The 25922-nt window shown below is 72.3% G+C and carries 21 protein-coding genes and 1 tRNA gene; 6 read left to right on the top strand and 16 right to left on the bottom strand.

The genetic code is table 11. From position 1 onward, the window contains the following. Positions 1–137: 137 nt before the first annotated feature. Complete coding sequence (locus LEL83_RS00970) at positions 138–923, bottom strand: isoprenyl transferase (protein WP_198657845.1); 786 nt, start codon at positions 921–923, stop codon at positions 138–140. Between the two features lie 96 nt (positions 924–1019). Between LEL83_RS00970 and trhA the strand changes: the two genes are divergently transcribed. Beyond that, complete coding sequence (gene trhA, locus LEL83_RS00965; RefSeq protein WP_225557400.1) at positions 1020–1733, top strand: PAQR family membrane homeostasis protein TrhA; 714 nt, start codon at positions 1020–1022, stop codon at positions 1731–1733. A gap of 56 nt (positions 1734–1789) precedes the next feature. Here the strand turns inward: trhA and LEL83_RS00960 are convergent, their stop codons facing one another. Together LEL83_RS00960 and mca are read right to left on the bottom strand one after the other, a co-directional pair. Then, on the bottom strand, positions 1790–2110 hold the full coding sequence (locus tag LEL83_RS00960) for a hypothetical protein (RefSeq protein WP_198657843.1): 321 nt from the start codon (positions 2108–2110) through the stop codon (positions 1790–1792). Further along, positions 2107–2997: a mycothiol conjugate amidase Mca gene (mca, locus tag LEL83_RS00955; RefSeq protein ID WP_225557399.1), complete on the bottom strand. Its 891-nt coding sequence runs from the start codon at positions 2995–2997 to the stop codon at positions 2107–2109. The genes LEL83_RS00960 and mca overlap by 4 nt, the downstream gene beginning before the upstream one ends. Before the next feature lie 186 nt (positions 2998–3183). On the opposite strand from mca, the gene LEL83_RS00950 reads away from it, so the two are divergent. After that, positions 3184–3507 carry a DUF4307 domain-containing protein gene (locus LEL83_RS00950; protein ID WP_308009845.1) on the top strand — a complete coding sequence of 108 codons (324 nt, stop codon included), beginning with the start codon at positions 3184–3186 and terminating at the stop codon, positions 3505–3507. 71 nt (positions 3508–3578) lie between these two features. Next, the gene (gene greA / locus LEL83_RS00945; protein ID WP_198657840.1) at positions 3579–4067 is read left to right on the top strand and encodes a transcription elongation factor GreA; all 489 of its coding nucleotides are present in this window, start codon (positions 3579–3581) and stop codon (positions 4065–4067) included. Positions 4068–4199: 132 nt separating this feature from the next. On the opposite strand, the gene ilvA is transcribed toward greA, so the two are convergent. Further along, positions 4200–5459, bottom strand: a complete 1260-nt coding sequence (ilvA, locus tag LEL83_RS00940; RefSeq protein ID WP_225557398.1) for a threonine ammonia-lyase — start codon at positions 5457–5459, stop codon at positions 4200–4202. A 62-nt stretch (positions 5460–5521) separates the two neighbouring features. Beyond that, positions 5522–6766: an AI-2E family transporter gene (locus tag LEL83_RS00935; RefSeq protein ID WP_198657838.1), complete on the bottom strand. Its 1245-nt coding sequence runs from the start codon at positions 6764–6766 to the stop codon at positions 5522–5524. A 92-nt stretch (positions 6767–6858) separates the two neighbouring features. Between LEL83_RS00935 and LEL83_RS00930 the strand changes: the two genes are divergently transcribed. Then, a complete protein-coding gene (locus LEL83_RS00930; protein ID WP_225557396.1) occupies positions 6859–8157 on the top strand; it encodes a winged helix-turn-helix domain-containing protein in 1299 nt (432 codons plus the stop codon). A gap of 7 nt (positions 8158–8164) precedes the next feature. Here the strand turns inward: LEL83_RS00930 and LEL83_RS00925 are convergent, their stop codons facing one another. Further along, a complete protein-coding gene (locus tag LEL83_RS00925; RefSeq protein ID WP_225557395.1) occupies positions 8165–9055 on the bottom strand; it encodes a M48 family metalloprotease in 891 nt (296 codons plus the stop codon). Between the two features lie 19 nt (positions 9056–9074). Continuing rightward, on the bottom strand, positions 9075–9656 hold the full coding sequence (locus tag LEL83_RS00920; RefSeq protein ID WP_198657835.1) for a LemA family protein: 582 nt from the start codon (positions 9654–9656) through the stop codon (positions 9075–9077). Positions 9657–9949: 293 nt separating this feature from the next. On the opposite strand from LEL83_RS00920, the gene LEL83_RS00915 reads away from it, so the two are divergent. Then, positions 9950–12193, top strand: coding sequence for an Ig-like domain-containing protein (locus tag LEL83_RS00915; RefSeq protein WP_225557394.1), 2244 nt, complete (start codon positions 9950–9952; stop codon positions 12191–12193). 122 nt (positions 12194–12315) lie between these two features. Here LEL83_RS00915 and LEL83_RS00910 read toward each other — a convergent pair whose 3' ends face one another. From LEL83_RS00910 to LEL83_RS00875, 8 genes are all read right to left on the bottom strand, one after another. Then, complete coding sequence (locus tag LEL83_RS00910; protein ID WP_198657833.1) at positions 12316–13641, bottom strand: threonine/serine exporter family protein; 1326 nt, start codon at positions 13639–13641, stop codon at positions 12316–12318. Positions 13642–13722: 81 nt separating this feature from the next. Beyond that, positions 13723–13796, bottom strand: a tRNA-Leu gene (locus LEL83_RS00905). 71 nt (positions 13797–13867) lie between these two features. Next, positions 13868–15346, bottom strand: a complete 1479-nt coding sequence (locus LEL83_RS00900; RefSeq protein ID WP_225557392.1) for an NAD(P)/FAD-dependent oxidoreductase — start codon at positions 15344–15346, stop codon at positions 13868–13870. Between the two features lie 39 nt (positions 15347–15385). Beyond that, positions 15386–15934: a DUF501 domain-containing protein gene (locus tag LEL83_RS00895; RefSeq protein WP_071406119.1), complete on the bottom strand. Its 549-nt coding sequence runs from the start codon at positions 15932–15934 to the stop codon at positions 15386–15388. 54 nt (positions 15935–15988) lie between these two features. Then, positions 15989–16522, bottom strand: a complete 534-nt coding sequence (locus tag LEL83_RS00890) for an FtsB family cell division protein (RefSeq protein ID WP_198657831.1) — start codon at positions 16520–16522, stop codon at positions 15989–15991. A gap of 341 nt (positions 16523–16863) precedes the next feature. Continuing rightward, the gene (gene eno, locus LEL83_RS00885; protein ID WP_198657830.1) at positions 16864–18147 is read right to left on the bottom strand and encodes a phosphopyruvate hydratase; all 1284 of its coding nucleotides are present in this window, start codon (positions 18145–18147) and stop codon (positions 16864–16866) included. A gap of 108 nt (positions 18148–18255) precedes the next feature. Then, the gene (gene hisS, locus LEL83_RS00880; protein ID WP_225557391.1) at positions 18256–19500 is read right to left on the bottom strand and encodes a histidine--tRNA ligase; all 1245 of its coding nucleotides are present in this window, start codon (positions 19498–19500) and stop codon (positions 18256–18258) included. A gap of 268 nt (positions 19501–19768) precedes the next feature. After that, positions 19769–20527 carry a MazG family protein gene (locus LEL83_RS00875; RefSeq protein WP_225557390.1) on the bottom strand — a complete coding sequence of 253 codons (759 nt, stop codon included), beginning with the start codon at positions 20525–20527 and terminating at the stop codon, positions 19769–19771. A 91-nt stretch (positions 20528–20618) separates the two neighbouring features. Between LEL83_RS00875 and nhaA the strand changes: the two genes are divergently transcribed. Beyond that, entirely contained in the window at positions 20619–21797 is a 1179-nt protein-coding gene (gene nhaA, locus LEL83_RS00870; protein WP_225557388.1) for a Na+/H+ antiporter NhaA, read from the top strand. 178 nt (positions 21798–21975) lie between these two features. Here nhaA and mfd read toward each other — a convergent pair whose 3' ends face one another. Next, the gene (gene mfd / locus LEL83_RS00865) at positions 21976–25587 is read right to left on the bottom strand and encodes a transcription-repair coupling factor (RefSeq protein WP_198657826.1); all 3612 of its coding nucleotides are present in this window, start codon (positions 25585–25587) and stop codon (positions 21976–21978) included. Positions 25588–25922: the final 335 nt, after the last annotated feature.

The raw sequence follows: 25922 nt of genomic DNA, 5'->3' as shown, positions 1-25922 counted from the left end.
ACCCGGTGCGGGACCTGGCTGGTGTCCTGCGCCCGCGGCAGCGCTCACGGGTTGCACGAGCCGCCCGCCCCGGTGCGGCGGCGGGAGACGGCGCGAGCCGGACGCGACCGGCCGTGGCACAACCGGCGGTGGCTCGGTCAGCCGCCGAAGCGACGGGAGCGCAGGCCGAAGTCACGGACCGCGCGCAGGAAGTCGACCTCGCGCAGGTCCGGGTAGAAGGCCTCGACGAAGTAGAACTCGCTGTGGGCGCTCTGCCACAGCATGAAGTCCGACAGCCGCTGCTCCCCCGACGTCCGGATCACCAGGTCCGGGTCGGGCTGACCCTGCGTGTACAGGTGGTCGCCGATGAGCTCCGGCGTCAGGACCTCGGCCAGGGTGTCGATGGTGCCGCCGCCCGCGCCGTGCGCCTGCACGATGCTGCGCATGGCATCGGCGATCTCGCGGCGACCGCCGTAGCCGACGGCCAGGTTGACGTGCAGCCCGGTGCGGCCGGCGGTGCGCTGCTCGGCCCGCTCGAGCGCCGTGACCAGGTCCGCCGGCAGGCCCTCGTTCGACCCGACGTGTTGCACGCGCCAGTCACGGTCGTCGGCGAGCACCCCGGCGAGGTCCGCGATGATGCCGACGAGCTCGTCGAGCTCTTCGCCGCCGCGGCCGGTCAGGTTGTCGGCGGACAGCAGGTACAGCGTGACGACCTCGACGCCGAGTTCGTCACACCAGGTCAGGAACTCGGGGATCTTCGCGGCGCCGGCGCGGTGTCCGTGGGCGGCCGACTCCAGCCCGAGCTGCTTGGCCCAGCGGCGGTTGCCGTCGACGATCATGGCGACGTGCTTCGGCTTCGCGGCGCCCTCGAGCTGGCGGCGGATGCGACGCTGGTAGGCGCGGTAGAGGATCCCGCGCCCTGTCCATCCCGCCGTCCCGGTCACGCACTGAGCGTAGTGCACCCGGTGGACGAGCGTCCTGGGCGCCCCGCTGCGCGGACACGTGGCTGTCGTTCGGACTCAGGCCCTATGGTCGGGTCCATGCAGGACGAGCACGAGACCGGCACGCTCCCCCACGTCCCGTTCACGGAGGAGGCGTCGGCGACAGCGACCGCTGCCGAGCCCCGTCCGGCCTGGCGCGGCTGGATCCACCTGGGTGCGTTCCCCTTCGCCGTCGCGATGGGCGTCGTGCTCATCACCCTGGCGGACAGCACGGCGGCGAAGGTCGGCAGCGCGGTGTTCATGGCGACGTCGCTCGCGATGTTCGGCGTCTCGGCGACCTACCACCGGTTCCCCTGGGGGCCGCGGGTCAAGGCGGTGCTGAAGCGGATCGACCACACGAACATCCTGCTGCTCATCGCCGGGACCTACACGCCGATCGCGCTCTGTGCCCTGCCGCACACGCTGATGGTCGTGGTGCTCTGGGTGATGTGGTCCGGAGCGGCGCTGGGCATCGCGTTCCGGGTGCTCTGGATCAACGCACCGCGCTGGCTGTACGTGCCGATCTACCTCGTGCTCGGGTGCGCGGCCCTCGGGTTGCTGCCGCAGTTCTTCGCCGCGAGCGTGCCGATGACGGTGCTGATCCTGTCGGGCGGTCTCGCGTACGTCGTGGGTGCCCTGGTCTACGGCTTCAAGCGGCCGAACCCGGTGCCGACGCAGTTCGGGTTCCACGAGGTCTTCCACGCCCTGACGGTCGTCGCCTTCGGTGCGCAGTGGGTCGGCGTGCTCATCGTCGCCCTGGACCCGGTGCGCTAGGGACGGGAGGCCCGTGGCGATGCCACCACGGGCCTCCCGTCCGCAAGGCGGTCGCGTCAGCCGCGCTCGGTGTCGTCGCCCACGTCGGCCCGGCCGTCCTCGGCCGCGCGGCGGTCGGGCTCGTCCGTCGCGGCGCCGTCGCCCGCGGTGCCGTCCGTCGCGGTGCCGTTCGCCTCGGACTCGAGCCGTTCGCGCACCTCGGCGCGGTAGCGGGTCCGGCGGATCCGTCGGGTCATGTCGACGATGAGCAGGATCGTCAGGACGGCGACGAGCGCGATCGCGACGAAGCCGATGACACCCGGGGTGACGTCGACGTCCGGCACGACGGAGGGGCTGGGGCTGGGCTGGGCGACGAGTGCGGTCGCGATGGTGCTCACGGGGTGGGTTCCTTGTCGGCTGGGATCCCGGCGAACAGGTCGGTCTCCGGGAGTTCGGTCGGCACGCGTGCCTCGACGAGCTGGTAGTCCTCGGTCGGCCACACCGTCGCCAGCAGGTCGTTCGGCCAGTAGAAGAACGCGCTGTCCGGCGGCACCTGGCTGGCGTGCGCGCGGAGTGCGGCGTCGCGCTGGTCGAAGTACTCGTGCACGTCGACGTGGGTGGTCGCCAGGTCGGGCCGGTCGGCGGACCGCTCGACCCACTCGCGCAGCTGCTCGACGGCCGGGCTGTCCGGGTCCCGCTCCTGCAGCGCCTCGAAGACGGTGCGGAAGCGCCGCGGGTTCATCGTGCGCTCGTAGTAGAGCTTCGCGATCGACCAGGGGGCACCGGCGGACGGGTACGCCGAGGGGTCGGCGGCGGCGGACCACGCGGCCATCGAGACCTCGTGCGTCCGGATGTGGTCGGGGTGCGGGTAGCCGCCGTTCTCGTCGTAGGTGACGAGCACGTGCGGCCGGAAGCGGCGGATCACCCGGACGAGCGCCTCGGTGCTGTACTCGAGCGGCACCGTGGAGAACGTGCCGGGTCGGACGGTCTCGCCCTGCTCGGCGTCGGGGAGACCCGAGTCGTGGTAGCCGAGCCAGACGTGGTCGATGCCGAGCGCGGCCTGCGCACCGGCCATCTCGGACCGACGGTAGCCGGCCATGTCACGGTGTGCGCGACTCGTGGCGGGCTCACCGAGCTGGTCGTTGAGGATGTCGCCGGCCTCGCCGCCCGTGCACGAGACGACGAGCACCTGGTGTCCGTCGGCCACGTACTTCGCGGCGGTCGCGGCACCCTTGCTCGACTCGTCGTCGGGGTGGGCGTGGACGGCCAGCAGACGGTAGGGCACGTGGGTTCCTCACAGCGGGTGAGCGACGTCGGACGCGGGCAGCGCACAGCGTCGCGTGAACTACCCTGGGATCAGGATATCCACCCCGGGAGCCCCGAACTGTCCGATCAGCAGCAGACCGTCACCCTCGACGAACGGTACGGCCGCACGCCCGAACGCCGGCGTCGCAGCCGGATCATCGCGATCGTGGCGGCCGTCGCGGTCGTCGTGGTCTTCGCCGCGTGGGTGGTCTGGGCCGGGCTCGACCAGTCCGACCGCGGGCTCGACCACGACGTCGTCGGGTACGAGGTCCTGTCCGAGCACGACACAGTGGTGCACTCGCAGGTCTCCGTCGACCCCGGCGTCGAGGCGAAGTGCGCCGTCCAGGTCCTCGACAAGGGGTACTCGATCGTGGGGTGGCGCGAGGTCACCCTGCCGGCCGCCGAGCAGCGCACCCGCAGCATCACGACCGAGGTCACCACGACGACCCGCGGCGTGACCGGGTTGATCCACGACTGCTGGATTCCTTAGACTGCTGTGATTCGCCTTTCGAGACCGACCACTCGGCCGGTCTCGTTTTTTCATGGTCGAAGGGACAGAACATGAGCAACGACACCCAGGTCACCTGGCTGACCCAGGAGGCACACGACCGTCTCCAGGCGGAGCTCGAGGAGCTGAGCGGCGAGGGCCGCGCCGAGATCGCGCGCCGCATCGAGGCCGCGCGTGAAGAGGGCGACCTCAAGGAGAACGGCGGCTACCACGCCGCGAAGGACGAACAGGGCAAGATCGAGGCCCGCATCCGCGTGCTCACGGAGCTGCTCAAGCACGCCACGGTGAGCGAGGCCACGTTCGACGGGACCGTCGAGCCGGGCACGGTCGTGACGGCGGTCATCGCCGGTGACGAGTCGACGTTCCTGGTCGGCAGCCGCGAGATCGTCGCCGAGGGGTCGGACCTGACGGTCTACAGCCCGGTCAGCCCGGTCGGTGCCGCGATCATCGGCCGCAAGGCGGGCGACAAGGCCACCTACACGGCGCCGAACGGCAAGGAGATCGCCGTCGAGGTCGTCAAGATCGAGCGCTACGAGCCGTAGGCCGCAGCACTGCAGACGGGAGGCCCGTGGCGACGCCGCCACGGGCCTCCCGTCTGTCTGCTGGTCGCGCCCACGGCGCGCACCGCGCGTCCGACGGTCCACGCGTCGATCGACGCGTGGATCGTCGCGGTCTCAGTGCTCGAGCAGCTCCGGGCGGAACCCGACCTCGTGCAGGCGCTGGATGACCTCCTGCGCGTGCTCGGGGCCCCGCGCCTCGATCGACAGGTCGAGCGCGACCTCGTTGATCACCAGGCCCTGCCCGTGGCGGGTGTGCAGCACCTCGACCACGTTCGCGCCGGCGTCCGAGATCACCTGCGCGACGCGCGCGAGCTGGCCCGGACGGTCCGGCAGCATGATCCGGATGCCGATGTAGCGGGACGCCGCGACCAGGCCGCGGGTGATCACGCGCTCCATCATGAGCGGGTCGATGTTGCCGCCGCTGAGCAGCACCACGGTGCGGCCGGTGTCGCGGACGGCCCCGGCCATGATGGCGGCGACGCCGACCGCACCCGCTGCCTCGACCACGAGCTTCGCGCGCTCCAGCAGCACGAGCAGGGCGCGGGCGGTGTCGTCGTCCGAGACGGTGACGATGTCGTCGACCAGGTCGCGGATGATGGGGAAGTTCAGGTCGCCCGGGCGGGCCACGGCGATGCCGTCGGAGATGGTCGGCTTCGTGGTGATCGTCACGGGCTCGCCCGCGGTGATCGACGACGGGTAGGCGGCGGCGTTCTCGGCCTGCACGCCGATGACCCGGATCGGCCGGCCGAGCCGCTCGGCCATGCCCTTCACCGCGAGCGCGATGCCGGAGATGACGCCGCCGCCGCCGATCGGCACCACCACGGTGTCGACGTCGGGTACCTGGTCGATGATCTCGAGGCCGAGCGTGCCCTGCCCGGCGATGACGGCCGGGTGGTCGAACGGCGGGATGAACACGGCGCCGGTGTGCGCGGCGAAGTCCTTCGCGGCGCTCAGCGCCTCTTCCACGGAGTGCCCGCGCAGCACCACGTCGGCACCGTAGTGGCGGGTGGCCTGCAGCTTCGGCAGCGCGACGCCCACCGGGGTGAAGATCGTCGCGGGGATGCCGAGTTCGCGGGCGGCGAGGGCGACCCCCTGCGCGTGGTTGCCGGCGCTGGCGGCGACGACGCCCGCGGCCCGCTGTTCCTCGGACAGGGCGGACAGGCGGTTGTAGGCGCCGCGCACCTTGTAGGCGCCCGTGCGCTGCAGGTTCTCGCACTTCAGGTGCACCGGGGACCCGAGCAGCTCCGCCAGGAACTGCGACGTCTCCATCGGCGTGACCCGTGCGACGCCCTTGATCGTCTCGCGCGCCGCCTCGATGTCCGCCAGGGTCGGGATCGCGGCGAGCGTGTTCGGGGAGGCGCTGGTGTCGGTCACTCCCCCATCATCGTCGCTCGGGGCCGCGGCGGCGAACTCGTGACGCGGCCGGTCGGTGTCGCTCAGCCCGCCGTCCCCTTCACGGCCGTGGGCTGCTCGTCGACACCGGGCGGCGGCACGTCACCCCGACGACGACGCAGCTTCATCACCCGACGGCGGCGCTTCGACGCGACGTTGGCGTCGTGGGCTTCCTGCCGGGCCTCGCGCACGTGGTCGGAGTCCATCGTCTTCCAGCGACCGCTCGCGATCGTCGTCACCATCGAGTTCACGGTCGCGATGAGCGGCACCGCGAAGAAGGCGCCGGCGATGCCCGCGAGCCCCGACGCCGCGGTGACGCCGAGGACGACGGCGAGGGGGTGCACCTTGACCGCGCTGCCCATCACCAGCGGCTGCAGGATGTGTCCCTCGACCTGCTGCACGATGAGGATCACCAGGAGCATCCACACCGCGGCGACCCAGCCGTTGAAGACGAGTGCCACGAACACGGCGAGGAAGCCGGTGACGATCGCGCCGACGACCGGGATGAAGGACCCGAGGAACACGAACACGGCGATCGGCACCACGAGCGGCAGCTGCAGGATGAACGCCCCGAGCCCGATGCCGACCGCGTCGACGAAGGCCACGAAGATCTGCACCCGGATGAAGCTCGTCAGGGTCGTCCACCCGGCGACACCGGCGCCGTCGATGGCGCTGCGGGCGTTCTTCGGGAACAGCCGCACCGCCCAGCGCCAGACGTTCTTGCCGTCGATGAGCAGGAAGATGACCGTGAAGATGACGATGAACAGGCCGGTGAGGATGTGCGTCAGCGACGACCCGGCACTCGCCACCCCGGACAGGATCGACCCGGAGTTGCTCTGCAGCCAGTCCGTGGCCTGGTCGAGGTAGGAGTTGAGGTCGCGCTGGCTGATGCCCAGGCCGGAGTTCAGCACGAAGTCGCGGATGGTGTCGTACTGCGACAGCGTGCGGTCACGGAGCGAGGGGTAGGCGGCCGCGATCTGGTCGACGACGAGCCAGATGAGCGCACTGACGGCAGCGAGCCCGCCGACCAGGCTCACGATGACGGCGAGCCACTTCGGCACGTGGTGGCGCTGCATCCAGTTCGACAGCGGCACGAGGAGCGCGGCCACCACGATGCCGATGAGGAACGGGATGAGGATCTCGCTGAACAGCGTGACGAGGTAGATGACCACCGCGACGACCCCGACCACCACGAGGATCCGCCACGACCACGCTCCCGCGATCCGCATGCCCTCGGGCACCGCCGCGTCGACGACGGGTTCCGGTTGTGTCTTCTTGCCCCAGGCCATGGGCCGAGTGTAGCGACGCGCCCTGCGGCAGGTGCCGGACGCGGCATGTGTCCGTGGACGCCCGTGTCGGCGGGAGTCGGTAGCGTCGCGGCATGGTCAGGACGACGCTCTCCGCCGCCGAGGCACGCCGGGTCGCACTCGCCGCGCAGGGCTTCGGCCGACCACCGGCGGACACCGTCTCGACGCGGGCGCTGAACGCCACGATCGGCCGGCTCGGGCTGCTGCAGATCGACTCCGTCAACGTGTTCGAGCGCAGCCACTACCTGCCGCTCTTCGCCCGGCTCGGCGCCTACGACCGGTCGACGCTGGACCGTCTGACGTTCCACCGCTCGGGCCCGTACACCGAGTACTGGGCGCACGAGGCCGCGATCGTGCCCCGGGACGACCTGCGGCTGTTCCGCTGGCGGATGGACGCCCTGCGGGAGCGCGACGCCGGACCGACACGGATCGACGGGGTCACCCGGACCGCCACCGTGCGTCGTGAGCTGCAGGCCCTGCTCCGTGCCGAGGGACCGATGCCCGCCAGCGCCGTCGAGCACGAGTCGAACGTCCGCCGGGGGCCGTGGTGGGGCTGGAGCGACGTGAAGCTCGGGCTCGAGCAGATGTTCCGCTGGGGCGAGGTCGTGAGCGCCGGGCGATCGGGCTTCGAGCGGGTCTACGCCCTGCCCGAGCAGGTCCTGCCCGCCGGGTTCCTGGACGCCGCACCGGACCGGCGGACGGCCGTGCGCGAGCTCGTGCAGCGGGCGACGCGTGCGCTCGGCGTCGGGACGCGCGCCGACGTCGCCGACTACTACCGGCTGCGCTCCGACGACACCGCGGCCGCCCTCGCCGACCTCACCGACGCCGGCGTCCTGTTGGCGGTCCGGGTCGAGGGCTGGCGCGAGCAGGCGTGGATGCACGCGGACGCCCGGGTGCCGCGACGGGTCGACGCCGACGCCGTGCTCAGTCCGTTCGACCCGGTCGTGTGGTTCCGGCGCCGGGCCGAGCGGATGTACGGCTTCCACTACCGGATCGAGATCTACACACCGGCACCGAAGCGGGTGTTCGGGTACTACGTGCTGCCGGTGCTGCAGGACGACCGGCTGGTCGGGCGCATCGACCTGAAGAGCGATCGGCAGCGCGGGGTGCTCCGGGTCCGGACCGCGTGGCAGGAGCCCGGTGAACGCCTGGACGCCGAACGGCTGGCCGAGACCCTGCGGCGCACGGCGGCCTGGCAGGGGCTCGGTGCGGTCGAGGTGACCGACCGTGGCACCGCGGCGGCGGACGTCGCCGGGGCGCTCGGCGTCAGCCTGGTGCCCCACCGGTCGGCCGACGACGCGGACGCCCCGGCACCTGTGGCGGACGCACCGGCGCCCGACGTCGGCGCCGACGCCGCGGCCCTCGGGGACTGACCCCGGGTCAGAACCGCTCGGCGGACGCCCGCAGCCGCGCGATCCGGTCGGGCAGCGGCGGGTGCGTCGAGAACAGCCGGTCCATCACGCCGGGCCGCATCGGGTCGGCGATCCACAGGTGCGCCATCGACGAGTTCTGCGTCTGCATCGGTCGGCCGTGCGCCCCGAGCTTCTCGAGCGCACGCGCCAGCCCCTCGGGGTACCGGGTCGTCATCGCGCCCGTCGCGTCGGCCAGGTACTCCCGCTGCCGCGACACGGCGGCCTGCACCCCGGCCGCGGCGATCGGTGCGACCAGGACCGCCACGATGCCGGCGACGAGCAGCACCGGGTTCGCGCCGCCGCCGTTGTCGGACCCCCGACCTCGACCCCCGAAGAACGAGATGCGCAGGAGCACGTCGGCGATGAGCCCGACGGCGACGACCAGGCCGAAGACCATCGTCGAGACCCGGATGTCGTAGTTCCGGACGTGGCCGAGCTCGTGCGCCATGACGCCCTGCAGCTCCTGGTCGTCCATCAGCTCGAGCAGACCGGTCGTCGCCGCGACGACCGCGTGCTCGGGGTCACGCCCGGTCGCGAAGGCGTTCGGCGACGGATCCGGGATGACGAACACGCGGGGCATCGGCATGCCCGTCGAGATGGCGAGGTTCTCGACCGTGCGCCAGAGCCGTGGCTCCGAGGCCCGGTCGATCTCGACGCCGCCGGCGATCGCGGTCGCCTGCCGTGCGGCGGAGAAGTACTGCAGCACCGCGTACCCGAGTGCGACCACGAGCGCGATGACCCCGATCGACACGTTGCCGGCCAGGTAGCCGCCCAGGAACCCGAGCGCGCCGATGATCAGCAGGAACACCAGCACGATGAGCACGGTGTTCCGCTTGTTCCGCGCGATGGCGCTGTACACGTCGGCCCCGACGCTGGGATCAGAACTGGACGCGCGGCGGTTCGGCGATCGCTGCCGGTTCGGCCGTCTCGAAGAAGGTGGCCTCGGTGAACCCGCGGTTCTTCGCGAACGCGGAGTTCGGGAAGACCCGGATCTTCGTGTTCAGCTCGCGCACCCCGCCGTTGTAGAACCGGCGGGAGGCCTGGATCTTGTCCTCGGTGTCGACGAGCTCCGACTGCAGCTGCAGGAAGTTCTGGCTCGACTGCAGCTGCGGGTACCCCTCGGCCACCGCGAAGACGCTCTTCAACGCCTTCTGCATGTGCCCCTCGGCGGCGGAGGCCGATCCGGCGTCACCGGCCGTCAGGGTCTCGGACCGGGCCTTCGTGACGTCGTCGAAGACGGCCTTCTCGTGGGTGGCGTACCCCTTGACCGTGTCGACGATGGTCGGGATGAGGTCGGCGCGACGCTTCAGCTGGACGGAGATGTCGCTCCACGCCTCGTCGACGCGGACCTTGAGCGTGACCAGGGCGTTGTACGTCACCCAGAGGTAGATCCCGATGATCACCAGGACGACCACCACCACTCCGACGACGATGAGCGTCGTGACGAGTCCGGTGTCCATGAGGGCGTACTCCTTTGCGCGTCGGGATCCGCGGTGCTGCGACGGCCTGATCGGCCATCGGGAAGTCTATCGATGCGCCGACCGCGCTCTGTTCCATGAGCAGTGTTCACGGGCGATTCCCGAGTCACGCACACCGGGCGCTCGGACTGCGGGCCGATCGTGGTCATCATCCGCGGGGAGTGTTGACCGGACGCCGTCGATCCCGTGGGATGGACCCGGTGAGGACGCGCGGGGAGCACGTGGACGAAGGGGCCGTCGGGGGCGACGGCCCTCGTCGTCGTGCCCGGATCGCCGTGCTCGCCACAGCCGCGACCCTCCTCGCCGCGGCACTGCTGAGCACGATCGCCGCCCCCGCCACCGCCGCCCCTGCCGTCGCTGCCGCCGGGCCGACCGCGACCGAGAGCCCCGCGCCGAGCGACGGTGCGCCGCCGAGCGTCGGACGCCCGGGCGCCCCGACCCCACCCCCGACACCGTCGCCCGCCGTGCGCCTCACCATCGCCGACCCCGGCGACGTGACGACCGGGACCACCCGCTTCCACGGCACGGCTGCGCCGGGACACAGCGTCCGCGTGAGCGGACCGGCCGGGGGCGGGACCAGCGGGTGCACCGCCGCGGTCGGGCCGGACGGACGGTGGGCCTGCCTGGGCTCGGTCCGTTCGGGCCCCCAGCAGGTGTTCACCGTGCGCGACCTGACCGTCCCGACGGCGTCGGGAGTGGACGCGCCCGCGGCGGACGTCATCGTGCCCCCGACCATCGCCGGCGGTCGGCCCACGGGTGGCACGGTGTCCGGCACCGGGTTCCCCGGGGCGACCGTGACCCTGTCGGTGTCCGGCTCGTCGGCGCAGCAGGACGCGCCGGTCGGGGCCGACGGCCGGTGGGTCGCCGCACTCCCGGTGCGGGCGGACGGCACGGTCACCGCGACCGCCTCGCAGACCGCCAGCACCGCTCGCGGGTTCCGGTCCGACCTGCGCAGCGCCGCGTCCGCGCCGGTCGCCCTGACCCTCGACCGCACCGCTCCGGACGCACCCGACATCACGTCGCCGCAGGACGGGCAGCGGGTGGGTGCACGGACCACGACCGTCCGGGGCACCGGCGAACCCGGTGCCGGCGTCACCGTGTACGTGGACCGCGCGCCCGTCTGCGGGGCGACGGTCAGTGCCGACGGCGGGTGGTCGTGCGCGACGACCGGGTCGACGATGCGCGCTGGCGTGCACCGGCTCACCGCGACGCAGCACGACGCGGCGCACAACTACTCGCGGTCGTCGGCGCCCGTCCGGATCGTGGTGTTCGCGACGACGGCCGCACCGACCACCGAGCCCGGCGGCACGGGCGGGGCGACGCCGGGCTCGCCGAGCGCCGGCACCCCCGGCGCACCGGGGAGCACCGGCAGCGCACCCTCGCCCGCCGACGGATCCGGCAGCCGGCCGGGCAGTGACGACACCACCGGTGCGACCGGCGACGACGGGACCGGCAGCGCTGCCCCGGCCGGTGGCACGGACGGCGGCCACGACGGTGCGGCCGGCGCACGCGGTGCCGACGGTCGCCCCGACTGGTCCGGGCCCGCCGGCGACTGGACCGCCGCGACCTCGTACGACGGCACCGTCCCGTCCATCCGGGCGGCGTTCTCGTGGCGGACGGTCCTGGTCGCCACGGCCGTGGCAGCCGGGTTCCTGTTGCTGATCGCCGCACCGCTCGCCCTCGTCGCCGCCGTGGCAGGTGGCCGCCTCCGCTCCCCGCTCGCCGGGTTGCTCGGCCGGAACCGGACCCGCTCGGACCGCACCCGCGGCGACGTCCTGCCGACGTGGGTGTCGATCGGGACGGCCGTGGTCGTCGCCACGCTCTGCACCCTGCTCGGCGTCGGCGTCGAACTCGAGGCGCGCTACGTCCGCCTCGCGATCGCCGTCCTGCTCGGCACCGCGGTGCTCACCGCGGCCGTCGTGCTCGCGACCCGCTGGTCCGCCGGCCCCGACCACCGCAGCGTGGGCTTCCGGGTCTCACCGTGGCTGGTGCTCGCCGCCGTCGCGGCGTGCGGGCTGACCCGGGCCGCCGACCTCTCCCCCGCGCTGGTCGTCGGCGTCGTGCTCGTGCCGTCGGGGCGCCCCGACCTGGGCACCGGGGCACTCCGCCTCGGCTCGGGCATCGCCGCCAGCGCGCGGACCGCGACCTGGCGCGTCGTCGCGCTCCTCGGGCTCGCCACGGCCGGCTGGGCGCTGCACAGCACCGGCACCCCCGGCGGCTTCTGGGCGGCACTCGCGTCGGAGTTCGCCACCACGCTGTGCATCGGCGGGATCGGGGCCGTGGTCGCGACCCTCCTGCCGCTCGCCGGGTCCGCCGGCAGTGCGCTCCTGGCTGCCTCCCGCGCCCGGTACGTCGCCCTCGCCGTGCTGGCGGTCACGGTGACCGCGGCCGTCTACTCGGGCTCGACCGGCACCCACGCCCCGCCGGCACTGCTCTGCGGCCTCGCCGCAGCCTGCGTGGCGGCCGCGGTCGCGGCCGTGGTCTGGGCGCGCACCACGGGACGCACCGCGCGCGGTTGAGCCGCACCGCGCCTCCCGGCCGTCCGCCTGGGCTGCGGACCCGGATCAGCGCGTGCCGTCGGACGGGAGGCCCGTGCCGGCCCCGCCTCGCGCCTCCGGTCCGCCGCCCTGTGCTCTCGCCGCTACGGGCGGTGCGGCGCGTTGCGCGCGAAGAGCCCGGGCAGGAGCCCGCCGATCTTCGTGCCGATGCACAGGCTGACGAACGTCGCGAGCGGGGTCGCGAGGGCCTGCGCGTCGAACGTCGCCACCGCGACCAACCCGACCGTCCCCGGCACGAGCAGCAGGAACGCCGGGAAGAACGACACCGTCGCCGGGATCGCCGGCGCGAGCCGCTCGAGCAGCCGAGTGCCGACGAACAGCAGCGCCGCCGTCGCGCCGGTCGCCACGACGCTGCCCCACACGGGCGTCGTCCCGCTCACCAGCGCGTAGGCCGTCACCATGACCGCGACCGACACGAGCGTCAGTCGCCAGCCCGACCGGAACACCAGACCGAGTCCGACGGCCAGGACCACCACGGCCACCCACGAGACCCAGTACGAGGGGACGGCCTCCCAGCCGTCCAGGGACGTCCCGACGCCGGCGACCTCGCCGACGAGCGCCGCCGACGACGGGTCGACGTGCAGCCCGGTCAGCGCACTGCCCGAGGCGATGCCGGCCGCCATGAAGCCGAGCATGATGAGCCCCTGCACCAACCGCGAGGCCCCGGTGACGATGTCGGCCGCCGTGAGCTCGAGCAGGGCGTTGGTGATGAGCGCTCCCGGGACGAACACCGCGACCGGCGCGCACACGGCGAACAGGGGGACCTGGTCGAAGCCGGTGCCCGCGGCGACGAGTCCGACGACGGTGGTCGACACGAACGCGGCCAGGAACGGGATGATCGCGACGGCCTCGCGGAACCGGCGGAGCACCAGGCCGATGACGCCGACGACCGCACCCACGGCGAGAGCGACGAGGATCGCCCACCACGGGCAGCGGAAGACGACCGCGAGGCCGGCGGACGTCAGGGCGTTGCCGAGGATCCACGGCAGCGCGGGCGGTGGGATCGTGCCGGCACGGATGGCGCGCACACGGGCGGGGATCTCGGCGAGGGCGATCGAGCCGCTCTCCAGGCCGAGCACGACACGGTTCGCCCGCGCGGCCTGCCGTGACGAGAGCTCCACGCCCTCGGCGTTGACGATGGTGGCCGCGCCCGTCGCCACCTCGCTCACCATCACGAGCGCCGGCAGGACGCCGATGGCGAGCGTGGGCCCCACGCCGGCGGCGTCACGGGCCTTCTCGAGTGCCGAGCGGACGTCGGTGACGGAGCTCCCGGCGTCGAGCAGCAGGGCCCCGAGCGTGCCGAGGAGCATGCCGACGGGCACGGTCTCGCCGTCGACGACCTCGACGTGGGCCTCGGGCCGACGCAGGGCGTGCTGCAGGTTCGCGAGCGCGCTACCGAGTCCGACCACGAGGACGATCGTAGGTGGTCACGGGGTGCGGTGCCGAGTCGCGGCTCCGCGGACAGCCTCGCGCCCCGCCGGGTCGCGCGGTACCCCCGGTGGGACTCGAACCCACAACTCAGCGATTTTAAGTCGCGTGCCTCTACCGATTGGGCCACGGGGGCGGGCCGCAACAGCCTACCGATGCACGACGGCGGCCACCCCGTCGGGGCGACCGCCGTCGTGACGCGCGTTGCTACTTCGCGGCGTCGGCCTCGGCCTTCACCGGCTCGGCCTCGTTGGAGACGTCCTTCGCGGGCTCGCCGTACGCGGGGCCTGCGGCACCGGCGGGCTGACCCTCCTGCGGAGCCTGGGCAGCGGCCGGTGCGGCGGGCGCCTCGGCAGCTGGCTTCGGGCGCGACGCGAACGCCTCGAACGCGGCACGCGGGGTCTCGCGGTCGTCGAGCGACACGATGTCGCGGCCCAGGAAGAAGCCGCCGACCCAGTCGCCGATGACGCGCCACTTGCGCTCCCACGACGGCATCGCCAGGCCGTGGTAGCCGCGGTGGGCACCCCAGGCCAGGAAGCCCTTCATGGCGAACTTGCCGGACTGGAACACACCGGTGCCGAGACCGAGGCCCGCGACGGCGCCGAGGTTCTCGTGCTTGTAGTCGGTCGTCGCCTCGCCGCGGATCGTCGCCACGAGGTTCTTCGCGAGCTGCTTCGCCTGACGCACCGCGTGCTGGGCGTTCGGCACGCAGAAGCCGCCGACACCGCCGCCGGTCAGGTCCGGGACCGCCGCGACGTCACCGCAGGCCCACGCGTCGGCGATCACGCCGTTGTCGTCGACCACGCGGAGGTCGGGCTGCACACGGATGCGGCCGCGCTGCTCGAGCGGGAAGTCGGTGCCCTTGACCATCGGGTTCGCCATGACGCCGGCGGTCCAGATGATGAGGTCGGACGGGATCGTCTCGATCGCGCCGTCGCTCGTCTTGAGCTCGCAGACGCCGCCGACGGCCGAGGCCAGCTGGGTCTCGAGGTGCACGGTCGCGCCGCGCTCCGCCAGGTTCTTGAGCACCCAGTGCGAGGTCTCGAGCGAGACCTCGGGCATGATGCGGCCCATCGCCTCGACGAGGTGGAAGTGCGTGTCGTCGAAGGACAGCTGCGGGTAGCTCTTCAGCAGGTCGGTGACGAAGGAGCGGAGCTCGGCGAACACCTCGATGCCGGCGAAGCCACCACCGACGACGACGACGGTGAGCAGGCGGTCGCGCTCGGGACCGGCCGGCAGGTTCGCCGCCTTGTGGAAGTTCGTGAGGATCTTGTCGCGGATCGCCGCGGCCTCCTCGATGGTCTTCAGGCCGATGGCCTCGTCCGCGACACCCGGGATCGGGAACGTGCGGGACACCGCGCCGGCCGTCATGACGATCTGGTCGTAGGACTCCACCCACGGCTCGCCCTCGGCCGGGGTGATCGTCGCCGTCTTGGTGGCGTGGTCGACCCCGGTGACCTTCGCCGTGACGACGCGGGTCTGCTTGAGGTGGCGACGGTGGGCGACGACCGCGTGGCGCGGTTCGATCGAACCGGCGGCGACCTCGGGCAGGAACGGCTGGTACGTCATGTACGGCAGCGGGTCCACCATGACGACCTCGGCTTCGCCCTGGCGAAGGTGCTTCTCGAGCTTCCATGCGGTGTAGAAGCCGGCGTAACCGCCGCCGACGACGAGGATCTTGGGCACGGGGGATGTTCTCCTTGGATGGGGGTGTGCGGAGTCGAGTCAGACTTCGCCGCCACCCGCCCCGACTCCAGCGTCTGCACCGTCATCATACGCCCGGCACTCGCACCGGGAGGGCGACCAGTCCGCGCGCTCGAGCGCGAGGTCACCGATGGGGTTGACGCCGGGTCCGGCGGCGAGGGCGTGACCGACGAGGGCGTGCAGGCACTTCACGCGGGTGGGCATGCCACCGGCGCTGATGCCGTCGATCTCGTCGACGTGCTCGATCGACTCACGGTCGGCCAGGTAGGACTCGTGGGCCGCGCGGTACTGCGCGGCGACCTCGGGGTCCTCGAGCAGGGCTGCCAGCTCGGGCATCACCTGGTTCGCCTCGAGGGTGCTGACCGCGGCGGTGGCCGCGGGGTGGCACAGGTAGTAGAACGTCGGGAACGGGGTGCCGTTCGACAGTCGGGGCTTCGTGGAGACGACGGTGGGGTTGCCACAGACGCAGCGTGCCGCGATCCCGATGACGTCGCGCGCCGGCCGGCCGAGCTGCGCCGACACGACCTGGACGTCGCGGTCGGAGGGCGGGTCGAAGGGAGGGGTCGTCACGGGAACGTGAGCCTACCGGAGACACGGCACCCGGCGCACCGTCGGACCGGACGGCTACTTGCTCTCGCCCGTGCCGGACACGTCCGGGGCCACGAGGTCCGCGGCCGTCTTCTCGGTCAGCCCGGACTCGAGCACGGACGACAGCATCGCCTGCACCCAGTCCACCTTGGGGGTCTGCACCTTCGCGCTCACGGGGGTGCCGGAGTCGGTCCGCGGGGTCGCCTCGGACGCGTCGTCCTCGGCACCCATGACGAGGTAGCTCTCCTCGCCCGGGTACACGTAGAGCAGCCGGTCGCGGGCCTGCGCCTCGATGTACGCGGGATCGTCCCAGCGCGCGACGTCCTTCTTCTTCTGCGCGACGTCGGCCTTCTGGCTCGCCACCTCGTGCTGCTGCTGGGCGATCTGCTCCTGCTGCTGGATGAGCGTCCGGAGCGACGGCGCGAGGACGACCACGAACAACACGATGATCGCGAGCATGAGCAGGCTGAAGCCCGAGAAGTGGATCGAGCGGTACCAGGGCTGCTCGTGCGTGCTGCCGTCGGGCATCGCCACGGGGACGCGGCGGACGCGGGGCTTCTGGCTGGGCACGTCCCGACGATAACCCGGCGTCGCCGGTCGCGCCGCCCGGCACGCGGCTGTTCGGTGCCCTCCCAGCGTCCCGCCCCGTCACGTCGAGGCGGTCGGGAGGCACGACTTCGGCCCGCCCCTCCCGTTCCGCACCTGGAGTGGTCACCACACACCGCCCGGTGCACGTCCGGTGGTCACGTCCCGTCGGCCAGGCCCGCGCCAGCCGACGACTCGTGACCACTCGACGCAGCGAGCGCGGCACGTCCTGACCGCTCGGCCCTCGGGGGCGCGCACACGACGAGACGCCGCCCTCCCGGAGGAGGACGGCGTCTCGGTGGTGCGGCTGCTGCTGCCCGGACTGCCTACTGGGCGGCGGCGCGCGGGAAGGCCGAGCGGCCGGCGTAGACCGCCGCGTCGCCGAGCTCTTCCTCGATGCGCAGGAGCTGGTTGTACTTCGCGACGCGGTCCGAGCGGGCCGGGGCGCCGGTCTTGATCTGGCCGCCGTCGACCGCCACCGCGATGTCGGCGATGGTGGTGTCCTCGGTCTCGCCGGAGCGGTGCGACAGGATCGAGGTCAGGCCGTGACGGTGCGCGAGCGAGACCGCGTCGAGCGTCTCGGTGAGCGTGCCGATCTGGTTGACCTTGACGAGGATCGAGTTCGCGGCCTTCTCGTCGATGCCGCGCTGCAGGCGCTTCGGGTTCGTGACGAACAGGTCGTCGCCGACGATCTGCACCTTGTCGCCGAGCTCGGCGGTCAGGTGCGACCAGCCCTCCCAGTCGTCCTCGGCCAGCGGGTCCTCGATGGTGACGAGGGGGTAGTTCGCGACGAGGTCGGCGAAGTACGCGGTGAACTCCTGGCTCGACAGCTGCTTGCCCTCGAACTGGTACTTGCCGTCCGAGAAGAACTCGGTCGACGCGACGTCCAGGCCGACCGCGATGTCCTTGCCCGGGGTGTAGCCGGCCTTCTCGATGGCGGTGAGCAGGAAGTCGAGCGCCGCGCGGTTCGACGCGAGCTCCGGGGCGAAGCCGCCCTCGTCGCCCAGGCCGGTGGCGAGGCCCTGCTTCTTCAGCTCGCCCTTGAGGGCGTGGTAGGTCTCGACGCCCCAGCGGAGTGCCTCGGAGAAGGACCCGGCGCCGTAGGGCACGAGGAAGAACTCCTGGATGTCGACGTTGGTGTCCGCGTGGGCGCCACCGTTGACGACGTTCATCAGCGGGACGGGCAGCGTGTGCGCGTTCGGGCCGCCGAGGTAGCGGAACAGCGGCAGGTCGACCGAGTCGGCAGCGGCGCGGGCGACGGCGAGCGAGGCGCCGAGGATCGCGTTGGCGCCGAGGCGGGACTTGTTCTCGGTGCCGTCGAGCTCGATGAGCGCGGCGTCGACGAGGCGCTGGTCGGAGGCGTCGAAGCCCTCGAGCGCCGGGCCGATCTCGTCGAGCACGGCGTCGACGGCCTTGAGCACGCCCTTGCCGCCGTAGCGCGAGGCGTCGCCGTCGCGGAGTTCGTACGCCTCGAAGGCGCCGGTGGAGGCACCGGACGGGACGAGCGCGCGGGACACGACGCCGTCGTCGAGGAGGACCTCGACCTCGACCGTCGGGTTGCCTCGGGAATCGAGGACTTCGCGTGCGCCTACGGCATCGATCAGGGCCACGGGGTACTCCCTACACATTGGTTGTGGTGATTGCGGTGTCGATCCTAGCGAGCCGAGGTGAACACGACGTCGGCCGTGACGCCGTGTGTGGAGAACTCGGCGACCGGGTCAGTCGAGCGGTCGGAACTCCACGCCCTCGAGCGATCCGGTGTCCGCGCCGACGGAGGCGAACGCCGTGAAGCCCTGTGCGGCGAGGCCGGCGAGCAGGTTCTTGGTGTTCTTCGTGCGGCGTTCGAGCCGGACGCGTCGGTGGGACGCGAGTGCCTCGTCCTTCAGCGCGGCGAGCCGGACCGGGTCGACGTCCTTGTCGTACAGCAGCACGACGGCGTCGGACTCGGCCGACTCCGGGAGCGTCACGAGGTCGACGAGCCGCTCGAACCCGAGCGAGAACCCGACCGCCGGGACGTCCTGTCCCAGGAACCGGCCGATCATCCCGTCGTAGCGTCCGCCACCGCCGAGGCTGTACCCGAAGTCGGGGTGCGCGACCTCGAAGATCGTGCCCGTGTAGTAGCCCATGCCGCGCACGAGCGTCGGGTCGAAGCGCAGGTCGACGCCGGGCAGCGCGTCACGCAGGCGCAGGAGGTCGGCGAACGCGTCGGCGTCGAGCCACGGCGCGTTCTCGACCGAGGACCAGTCGGCGGCCTCGAGCGCGCGGATCGTGTCCTCGAGTCCGGGCAGGTCCGCGCCCAGCGTCGCGCGGAGTTCTGCGGCGACACCGTCCGGCCCGATCTTGTCGAGCTTGTCGATCGTGATGAGCGCCCGGTCCGCGACGGCCGGCTCGACGATCCCCCACGACGCGAGGAGCGCCAGCAGGATCCGCCGGTCGTTGATCCGGATCGTCGTGCCGGCGATGCCGAGGGCGTCGAGCGCCGCGGTGGTCGCACGGATGAGCTCGATCTCGGCGAGCTGGCCGGGCTCCCCGAGGATGTCGATGTCGCACTGCACGAACTGGCGGTAGCGTCCCTTCTGCGGACGCTCGGCACGCCAGACGGGTGCGATCTGCACGGAACGGAAGACACTCGGCAGCTCGGCGCGGTGCGAGGCGTAGAAGCGGGCGAGCGGCACGGTCAGGTCGAACCGCAGGCCGAGGTCGGCGAGGTCCAGCGGTGCCTCGGCCGAACGGAGGTCCTCCGTGGTGAGCCCCCGCTTCATGACCGCGAACGCGAGCTTCTCGTTGTCCCCACCGAGGCCGGAGTGCAGCCGGGCGGCGTCCTCGACGACGGGGGTCTCGATCTCGTCGAAACCGTGCCGCGCGTAGACGTCGCGCACGACGCCGAGCACGTGCTCGCGGCGGGCCTTGTCGGCCGGGAGGAAGTCGCGCATGCCACGGGGTACGGTCACGGTCGTCGCCATGAGGGCAATTCTGGCAGACCGAGGATCGGGGCTTGCACTCCCACCGAGCCACTGACATACTGCATCCAGAACCTCGGTCCGGAACGTGCCTGATCCGCGCTCCGGACCGAACGCGGGGCGACGTGCTGCAGTGCGTCCCGCGGTTCGAGCGGGTCTCCTGTCGGCGCCTCTCCCTGGTGGAGCCGACGCCCGCTCACGGGCGCCCTCCTTTTTTCGGGTTGGGAGGGCGCCCGCTCTCCCTGCCCGGGTCGGGAACGTCCGCGCGCCCTCAGCGCTCCGCAGCGCGCCCGGCCTGCTCCAGGGCCGACACCGCCGCGCGCAGACTCGCGACCGGGTCGACACCGCGACGGACCGCATCCGCGACCTCGCCCAGCACCGCACTCCCCCACGCCGGTTCGACCGCACCGGCGGCCTCGGAGAGAACCGCTCCGCCCCCGACGGACGGCCCGTCCACCACCGACGGCCCGTCCCCGACGGGAGCCGCGCCCACCGCAGCCTCCGCGATCGACGCACCACGGGCCTCCGGGCCGACCCCGGCGACGGACGCGACCACCGCGTCGACGTCGCCCCGTTCCTCCAGGCGTTCGAGCAGCTTGACCGCCCGCTCGAGCGGCGGCATCGCCCGCGGCACGCCGTCGAACGCACTGCGCCGACCTGCCTTCTCGGCGGCCTTGGCCGCACGCCAGACGCGGACGACGTCCTCGACGGTGTCCGCGGTCTCCTCCCCGAACACATGGGGGTGCCGCCGGGTCATCTTGTCGCGCACGCCGGCGGCGACGTCCTCCAGGGTGAACTCGCCGGCCAGCGCGGCGATCCCCGCGTGCAGCACGACCTGGTAGAGCAGGTCGCCGAGTTCCTCGCGCACGTCGTCCGGGTCGCCGTCGTCGATCGCGTCGACGAGTTCGTACGACTCCTCGACCGCGTACCGCGCGAGCGACGCGTGGGTCTGCGCCCGGTTCCAGACGCACCCGCCGTCCTCGGCGAGCAGGCGGTCGACGACGGTCACGAGGTCCGGTACAGCGGTCATGCGGCCATCGTCGCACTCGCGTAGGCTGGCTGCTGGTGTGTCGGGAAGTCTGGTCGACGGACACTCACCCGACCCCTCGAGACGGAGATCCATGTCGTCCCTCGTCCGCTCCCCCCGCTTCAGCGCCATCGCGCTCCTCACCGCCGCCGTGCTCGGCCTGGTGGTGGCGAACTCCCCCGTCGGCCCGGGCCTCGAACGCCTGCTCGACGCACACCTGCCGCTCGGAGCCCTCGGCCTCGACCTGTCGATCGCGCACTGGATCAGCGACGGTCTGCTCGCGGTCTTCTTCCTGCTCGTCGCCATCGAGCTGAAGCAGGAGCTCGTCGACGGCGAGCTGTCGAACCCCAAGACCGCGATCATCCCCGCCATCGCGGCGGTCGGCGGCGTGCTCGTCCCGGCCGGCATCTTCCTGCTCGTCACCGCGGGCACGCCGTACACGCACGGGTGGCCGATCCCGACGGCGACCGACATCGCGTTCGCGCTCGGGGTCCTGGCGATGTTCGGTCGGGGCCTGCCGTCCGGCATCCGGGTGTTCCTGCTCGCCCTGGCCGTGCTCGACGACCTCATCGCCATCGTCATCATCGCGGTCGTCTTCGCGCACGACACCGACTTCCTGGCCCTCTCCGGGGCCGTCGTCACGCTCGCGGTGTTCTGGCTGCTCGGCCGGATGCTCCGTCCGGGGCGCAGCGGCCAGACGCTGATCATCGTGGCGATGGTCCTGGTGGGGCTCGTGACCTGGTGGCTCGTCTACCACTCCGGCGTGCACGCCACGATCGCCGGTGTCGCGCTCGGCCTCGTCCTGCCCCGCCGGCCGGGCCACACGCTGCACGAGAACGTCGAGCCGTGGTCGAACGCGATCGTGCTGCCGGTGTTCGCGTTCGCCTCCGCCGCCGTGGTGATCCCGGCCGTCGGCATCAGTGAGCTCTCGCCCACCTTCTGGGCCGTCGTCGTCGCGCTGCCGGTCGGCAAGGTCGTCGGCATCACGCTGTTCGGCGTGGTCGCCACCCGCCTGTTCCGCTCACCGGGTCGGTCGTCGCTGTCGCTCTTCTCGATCGTGACGGTCGGCGTGCTCGGCGGCATCGGGTTCACGGTGTCGCTGCTCATGAACGAGCTGGCGTTCGCCCGCAACGAGGAGATCCTGGACGAGGGTGTGCTCGCCGTGCTCGTCGGCTCGGGCATCGCCATCGTCGCGTCCGCGGTCGTGGTCACCCTGCGGGCCCGGACCTACCGCGCCCGCCGCGAGCTGTCCGAGGCCGAGGCGACCGAGTAGCGGTCACGGGCGGCGCGGTGCTGTCGTTCCGAGTCCGCGCGAGGGCGCGTGCGACAGTGTCGACGTCGTACGACAACGGGGCTGTCGTTCCGAGTCCGCACCGGCCCCGGACGCCCCCACCAACGGACGGGAGGCACGGTGCCAGCCGGCACCGTGCCTCCCGTCCGTCCGTGGCCGACTACGAGACCGCCGGCGCCTCCGCCGGGGTCGTCGCGCCGTACACGGCGGTGAGGATGCTCTCCACCCACCGGATGAACGCGTCGTCCGGGAGCGCCTGGTCGTGCGGGCGCGGGATCGGGATGCTCGTCGCGTTCTGCTGCGCGAACCACCGGGCGCCCGGGAACATGCGTCCGAGCCGCACCTGCGCCGAGTCGGCGAGCTCCTTGCCCGCGACACGCAGGTTCGAGCCCATCACCACGACGTCGGACAACCCGACCTGCTGGGCCATCCGGCGCAGACGGGAGACCTCGACCAGGGTCTGCACGGCCTGCGGCGGCTGCCCGTAGCGGTCGGTGAGCTCGTCGAGCACCATGTCGATCGCGGTCGGCTGCGCCGTCGGGGCCGAGGCCGCCGAGAGCTTCTGGTACGCCTCGAGCCGGAGTCGCTCGGACTCGACGTAGTCCTCGGGGATGTGGGCGTCGACGGGGATCTCGAGTCGGAGTTCGGTCTGCCCCTCGGCGACGTCACCGCGGAACTGCGAGACGGCCTCGCCGATCATGCGGAGGTACAGGTCGAACCCGACGCCGGCGATGTGGCCGGACTGCTCACCGCCGAGCAGGTTGCCCGCCCCGCGGATCTCGAGGTCCTTCATCGCGACCTGCATGCCCGCACCGAGCTCGTTGTTGGCGGCGATGGTCTCGAGGCGGTCCTGCGCGGTCTCGGACAGCGGCTTGTCGGAGTCGTAGAGGAAGTACGCGTACCCGCGCTCCCGCCCACGGCCGACACGACCGCGCAGCTGGTGGAGCTGCGACAGCCCGTACTTGTCCGCCTTGTCGATGATGAGCGTGTTCGCGTTCGCGATGTCCAGACCGGTCTCGATGATCGTCGTCGAGACCAGGACGTCGAAGCGGCGCTCCCAGAAGTCGACCATGACCTGCTCGAGGGTGCTCTCCGCCATCTGCCCGTGCGCCACGGCGATGCGGGCGTCCGGCACGATCTCGGCCAGGTGCGCGGCGACCGACTGGATGTCCTTCACGCGGTTGTGCACGTAGAACACCTGGCCCTCGCGCAGCAGCTCGCGCTTGATCGCGGCGGCGACCTGCAGGTCGGACTGCGGGCCGACGAACGTCAGGATCGGGTGGCGGTCCTCCGGCGGGGTGGCCAGGGTGGACATCTCGCGGATGCCCGTGACCGCCATCTCGAGGGAGCGCGGGATCGGGGTCGCCGACATCGCCAGCACGTCGACGTTCGTCTTGAGCTTCTTCAGCTGGTCCTTGTGCTCGACGCCGAACCGCTGTTCCTCGTCGATGATGACGAGCCCGACGTCCTTGAACTGGACGTTCTGCGACAGGATGCGGTGCGTGCCGATGACGATGTCGACCGTGCCGTCGGCGAGCCCGGCGACGGTCTCCTTCGACTCCTTCTCGGTCTGGAACCGGCTCAGTGCCCGCAGGTGCACGGGGAACCCGGCGAAGCGCTCCTGGAACGTCTCCATGTGCTGGCGGACGAGCAGCGTCGTCGGCACGAGCACGGCGACCTGCTTGCCGTCCTGCACGGCCTTGAACGCCGCGCGGATGGCGACCTCGGTCTTGCCGTAGCCGACGTCGCCGGACAGCAGGCGGTCCATCGGGACCGGGCTCTCCATGTCGCGCTTGATCTCGTCGATGGTGGTGAGCTGGTCGACGGTCTCGGCGAACGGGAACGCCTCCTCCAGCTCACGCTGCCACGGGGTGTCGGGGCCGAACGCGTGCCCCTTCGACGCCATGCGGGCGGAGTAGAGCTTGACGAGGTCGACCGCGATGTCGCGCACGGCCTTGCGCGCCTTCGACTTCGCCGCGGACCAGTCCGACCCGCCCATCTTCGACAGGGTCGGGTTCTCGCCGCCGACGTACCGGGACAGCTGGTCGAGCTGATCGGTCGGCACGAAGAGCTTGTCACCGGGGTAGTTCCGCTTGGACGGTGCGTACTCGAGGACGAGGTACTCGCGCTGCGTCTTCACGGCGTTGCGGCCGCCGGAGCTGACCTCCCGGCTGACGAGCTCGACGAACTTGCCGATGCCGTGGGTCGCGTGCACGACGACGTCGCCCGGCTTGAGCTGCAGCGGATCGACGACGTTCTTGCGGCGGCTGGCGAGCTTCTTGACGGTGCGGGCGCCCTGCTGCACGCTCCGCCCGTAGAACTCGGCCTCGCTGAGCACCACGATGCGTGGGTCGGGCACGGCGAACCCGTGCTCGACGGCGGCCGTCGTGACGACCGCGACGCCCGGCTGAGGGGGCTCGGTCAGGGACTCGGCGCGGGCCGCGACCCCGGCGTCGGCCAGGACCTGCACGGCGCGCTCGACGAGCCCCTGGCCCTGTGCGGTCACCACGACCGCCCACCCGTCGTCGGTCAGTGCCTTGACGTGCGCCACGGCGCCGTCGGCACTGCCCGCGAAGCTCGGGACCGCCTCGGCGCGGACGCGGATGTACTCCCCCGCCTCGGCCGCGGCCTCGGCGTCGGTCAGGATGCGGTCGTCGTCGCCCTCGTCGAGGCCGGAGTCGAACGGCGAGACCGTCCACCAGGTGCGCTGGCCGCGGGTGTTCTTGAGCTGCTGGACGGTCAGGAAGTTGCCGGCGTCGAGGTCGATCGGCGCCTGCGCACCGGCGACCGCGGCGCTCCACGCGGCCTGCAGGAACTCCGTGTTCGTCTCGGCCAGGCTGTTGGCTCGCCCGTTCACCCGCTCCGGCGAGAACACCGCGATGGTGGCCTCGTCGGGCAGGTAACTCGTGACGGGGACGAGGTCCTGCACGAGTGCGGGTGCGAGGGACTCCATGCCCTCGACCGGGATCCCCTCGGCGATCTTCGCGAGCATCTGCGACAGGTTCGGGAACTCGTGCAGCATCTCGCGCGCCCGCTGTCGGACGTCGTCGGACAGCAGCAGTTCGCGGGACGCCGTGAGCTCGACCGAGCCGAGGTCGTCGTCCGTCGTGCGCTGGTCGGCGACGGAGAAGGCCTTGATCGCCTCGATCTCGTCGCCGAAGAAGTCGACGCGCACCGGGTGGTCGGCGGCCGGCGGGAAGACGTCGAGGATGCCGCCGCGCACGGCGAACTCACCGCGCCGGGTGACGAGGTCGACCCGCGCGTACGCCAGGTCGACCAGCTGGGACGCGATGCCGGCCAGGTCGTTGCCCCGCGAGTCGGTCCGCAGCACCACGGGGGCGAGCTCGGTGAGGTTGCCCGCGATCGGCTGCAGCGCCGCACGGACGCTCGCCACGACGATGGTGGTGCGCCGGTCGGCGGGTGCCGCGGCCTGCCACGCACCCAGGCGGCGCAGGGTCGCGATCCGGGTGCCGACGGTCTGCGCGCTCGGGCTGAGGCGCTCGTGCGGCAGGGTCTCCCACGCGGGGAACTCGAGCACGTCGGCGTCCGGCAGGTAGCTGCCGACGGCGTCACGGACCGCCTCGGCCTCGCGCCCGGTCGCCGTGATCACGAGGACGCACTGCGGCCCCTTCCGCTCCGCGACGAGCGCGCCGAGCAGCGGGACCCGGAGGCCGTCCACCACGGAGAAGTCGGCGTCGCGCGGCGCGGCGCGCAGCACGCGATCGAAGGCGGAGGCGCGCGAGAGCGCAGGGATGATGCCCGAGATCGTCACTCAGCAGATGGTACCGGCGGGGACCGACAGACGGCCCGGTGTGCGCAGCGGGCGAACACCGGATCGCACGGGTCGGGTCGCGCCGGGTGACGCGGGGCGGACGGGAGGCGCGGGTCGGGCCGGCACCGCGCCTCCCGTCCGTCGTGGCGGCGCGACCACCGCGCGGGACGGGCGTGCCCGTCGGCTGCGGGCACGTGCTGCCGGTGTGGGCCGGTCAGGGGGCGGGACGGTGGCGGGTCGCGTCCAGGGAACGGCGGCCTCGACCGCGGTGGCGCGGGCGCCGGTCGCGGGTGACGAGGAGCACGACGCCGATCCCGAGGAGGACCGCCGCGGCG

This window comes from Curtobacterium oceanosedimentum (assembly GCF_020297365.1).
GTDB lineage: Bacteria > Actinomycetota > Actinomycetes > Actinomycetales > Microbacteriaceae > Curtobacterium.
Note: the sequence above shows the minus strand (reverse complement) of the source record. Positions and strands in the feature narration are given on the sequence as shown.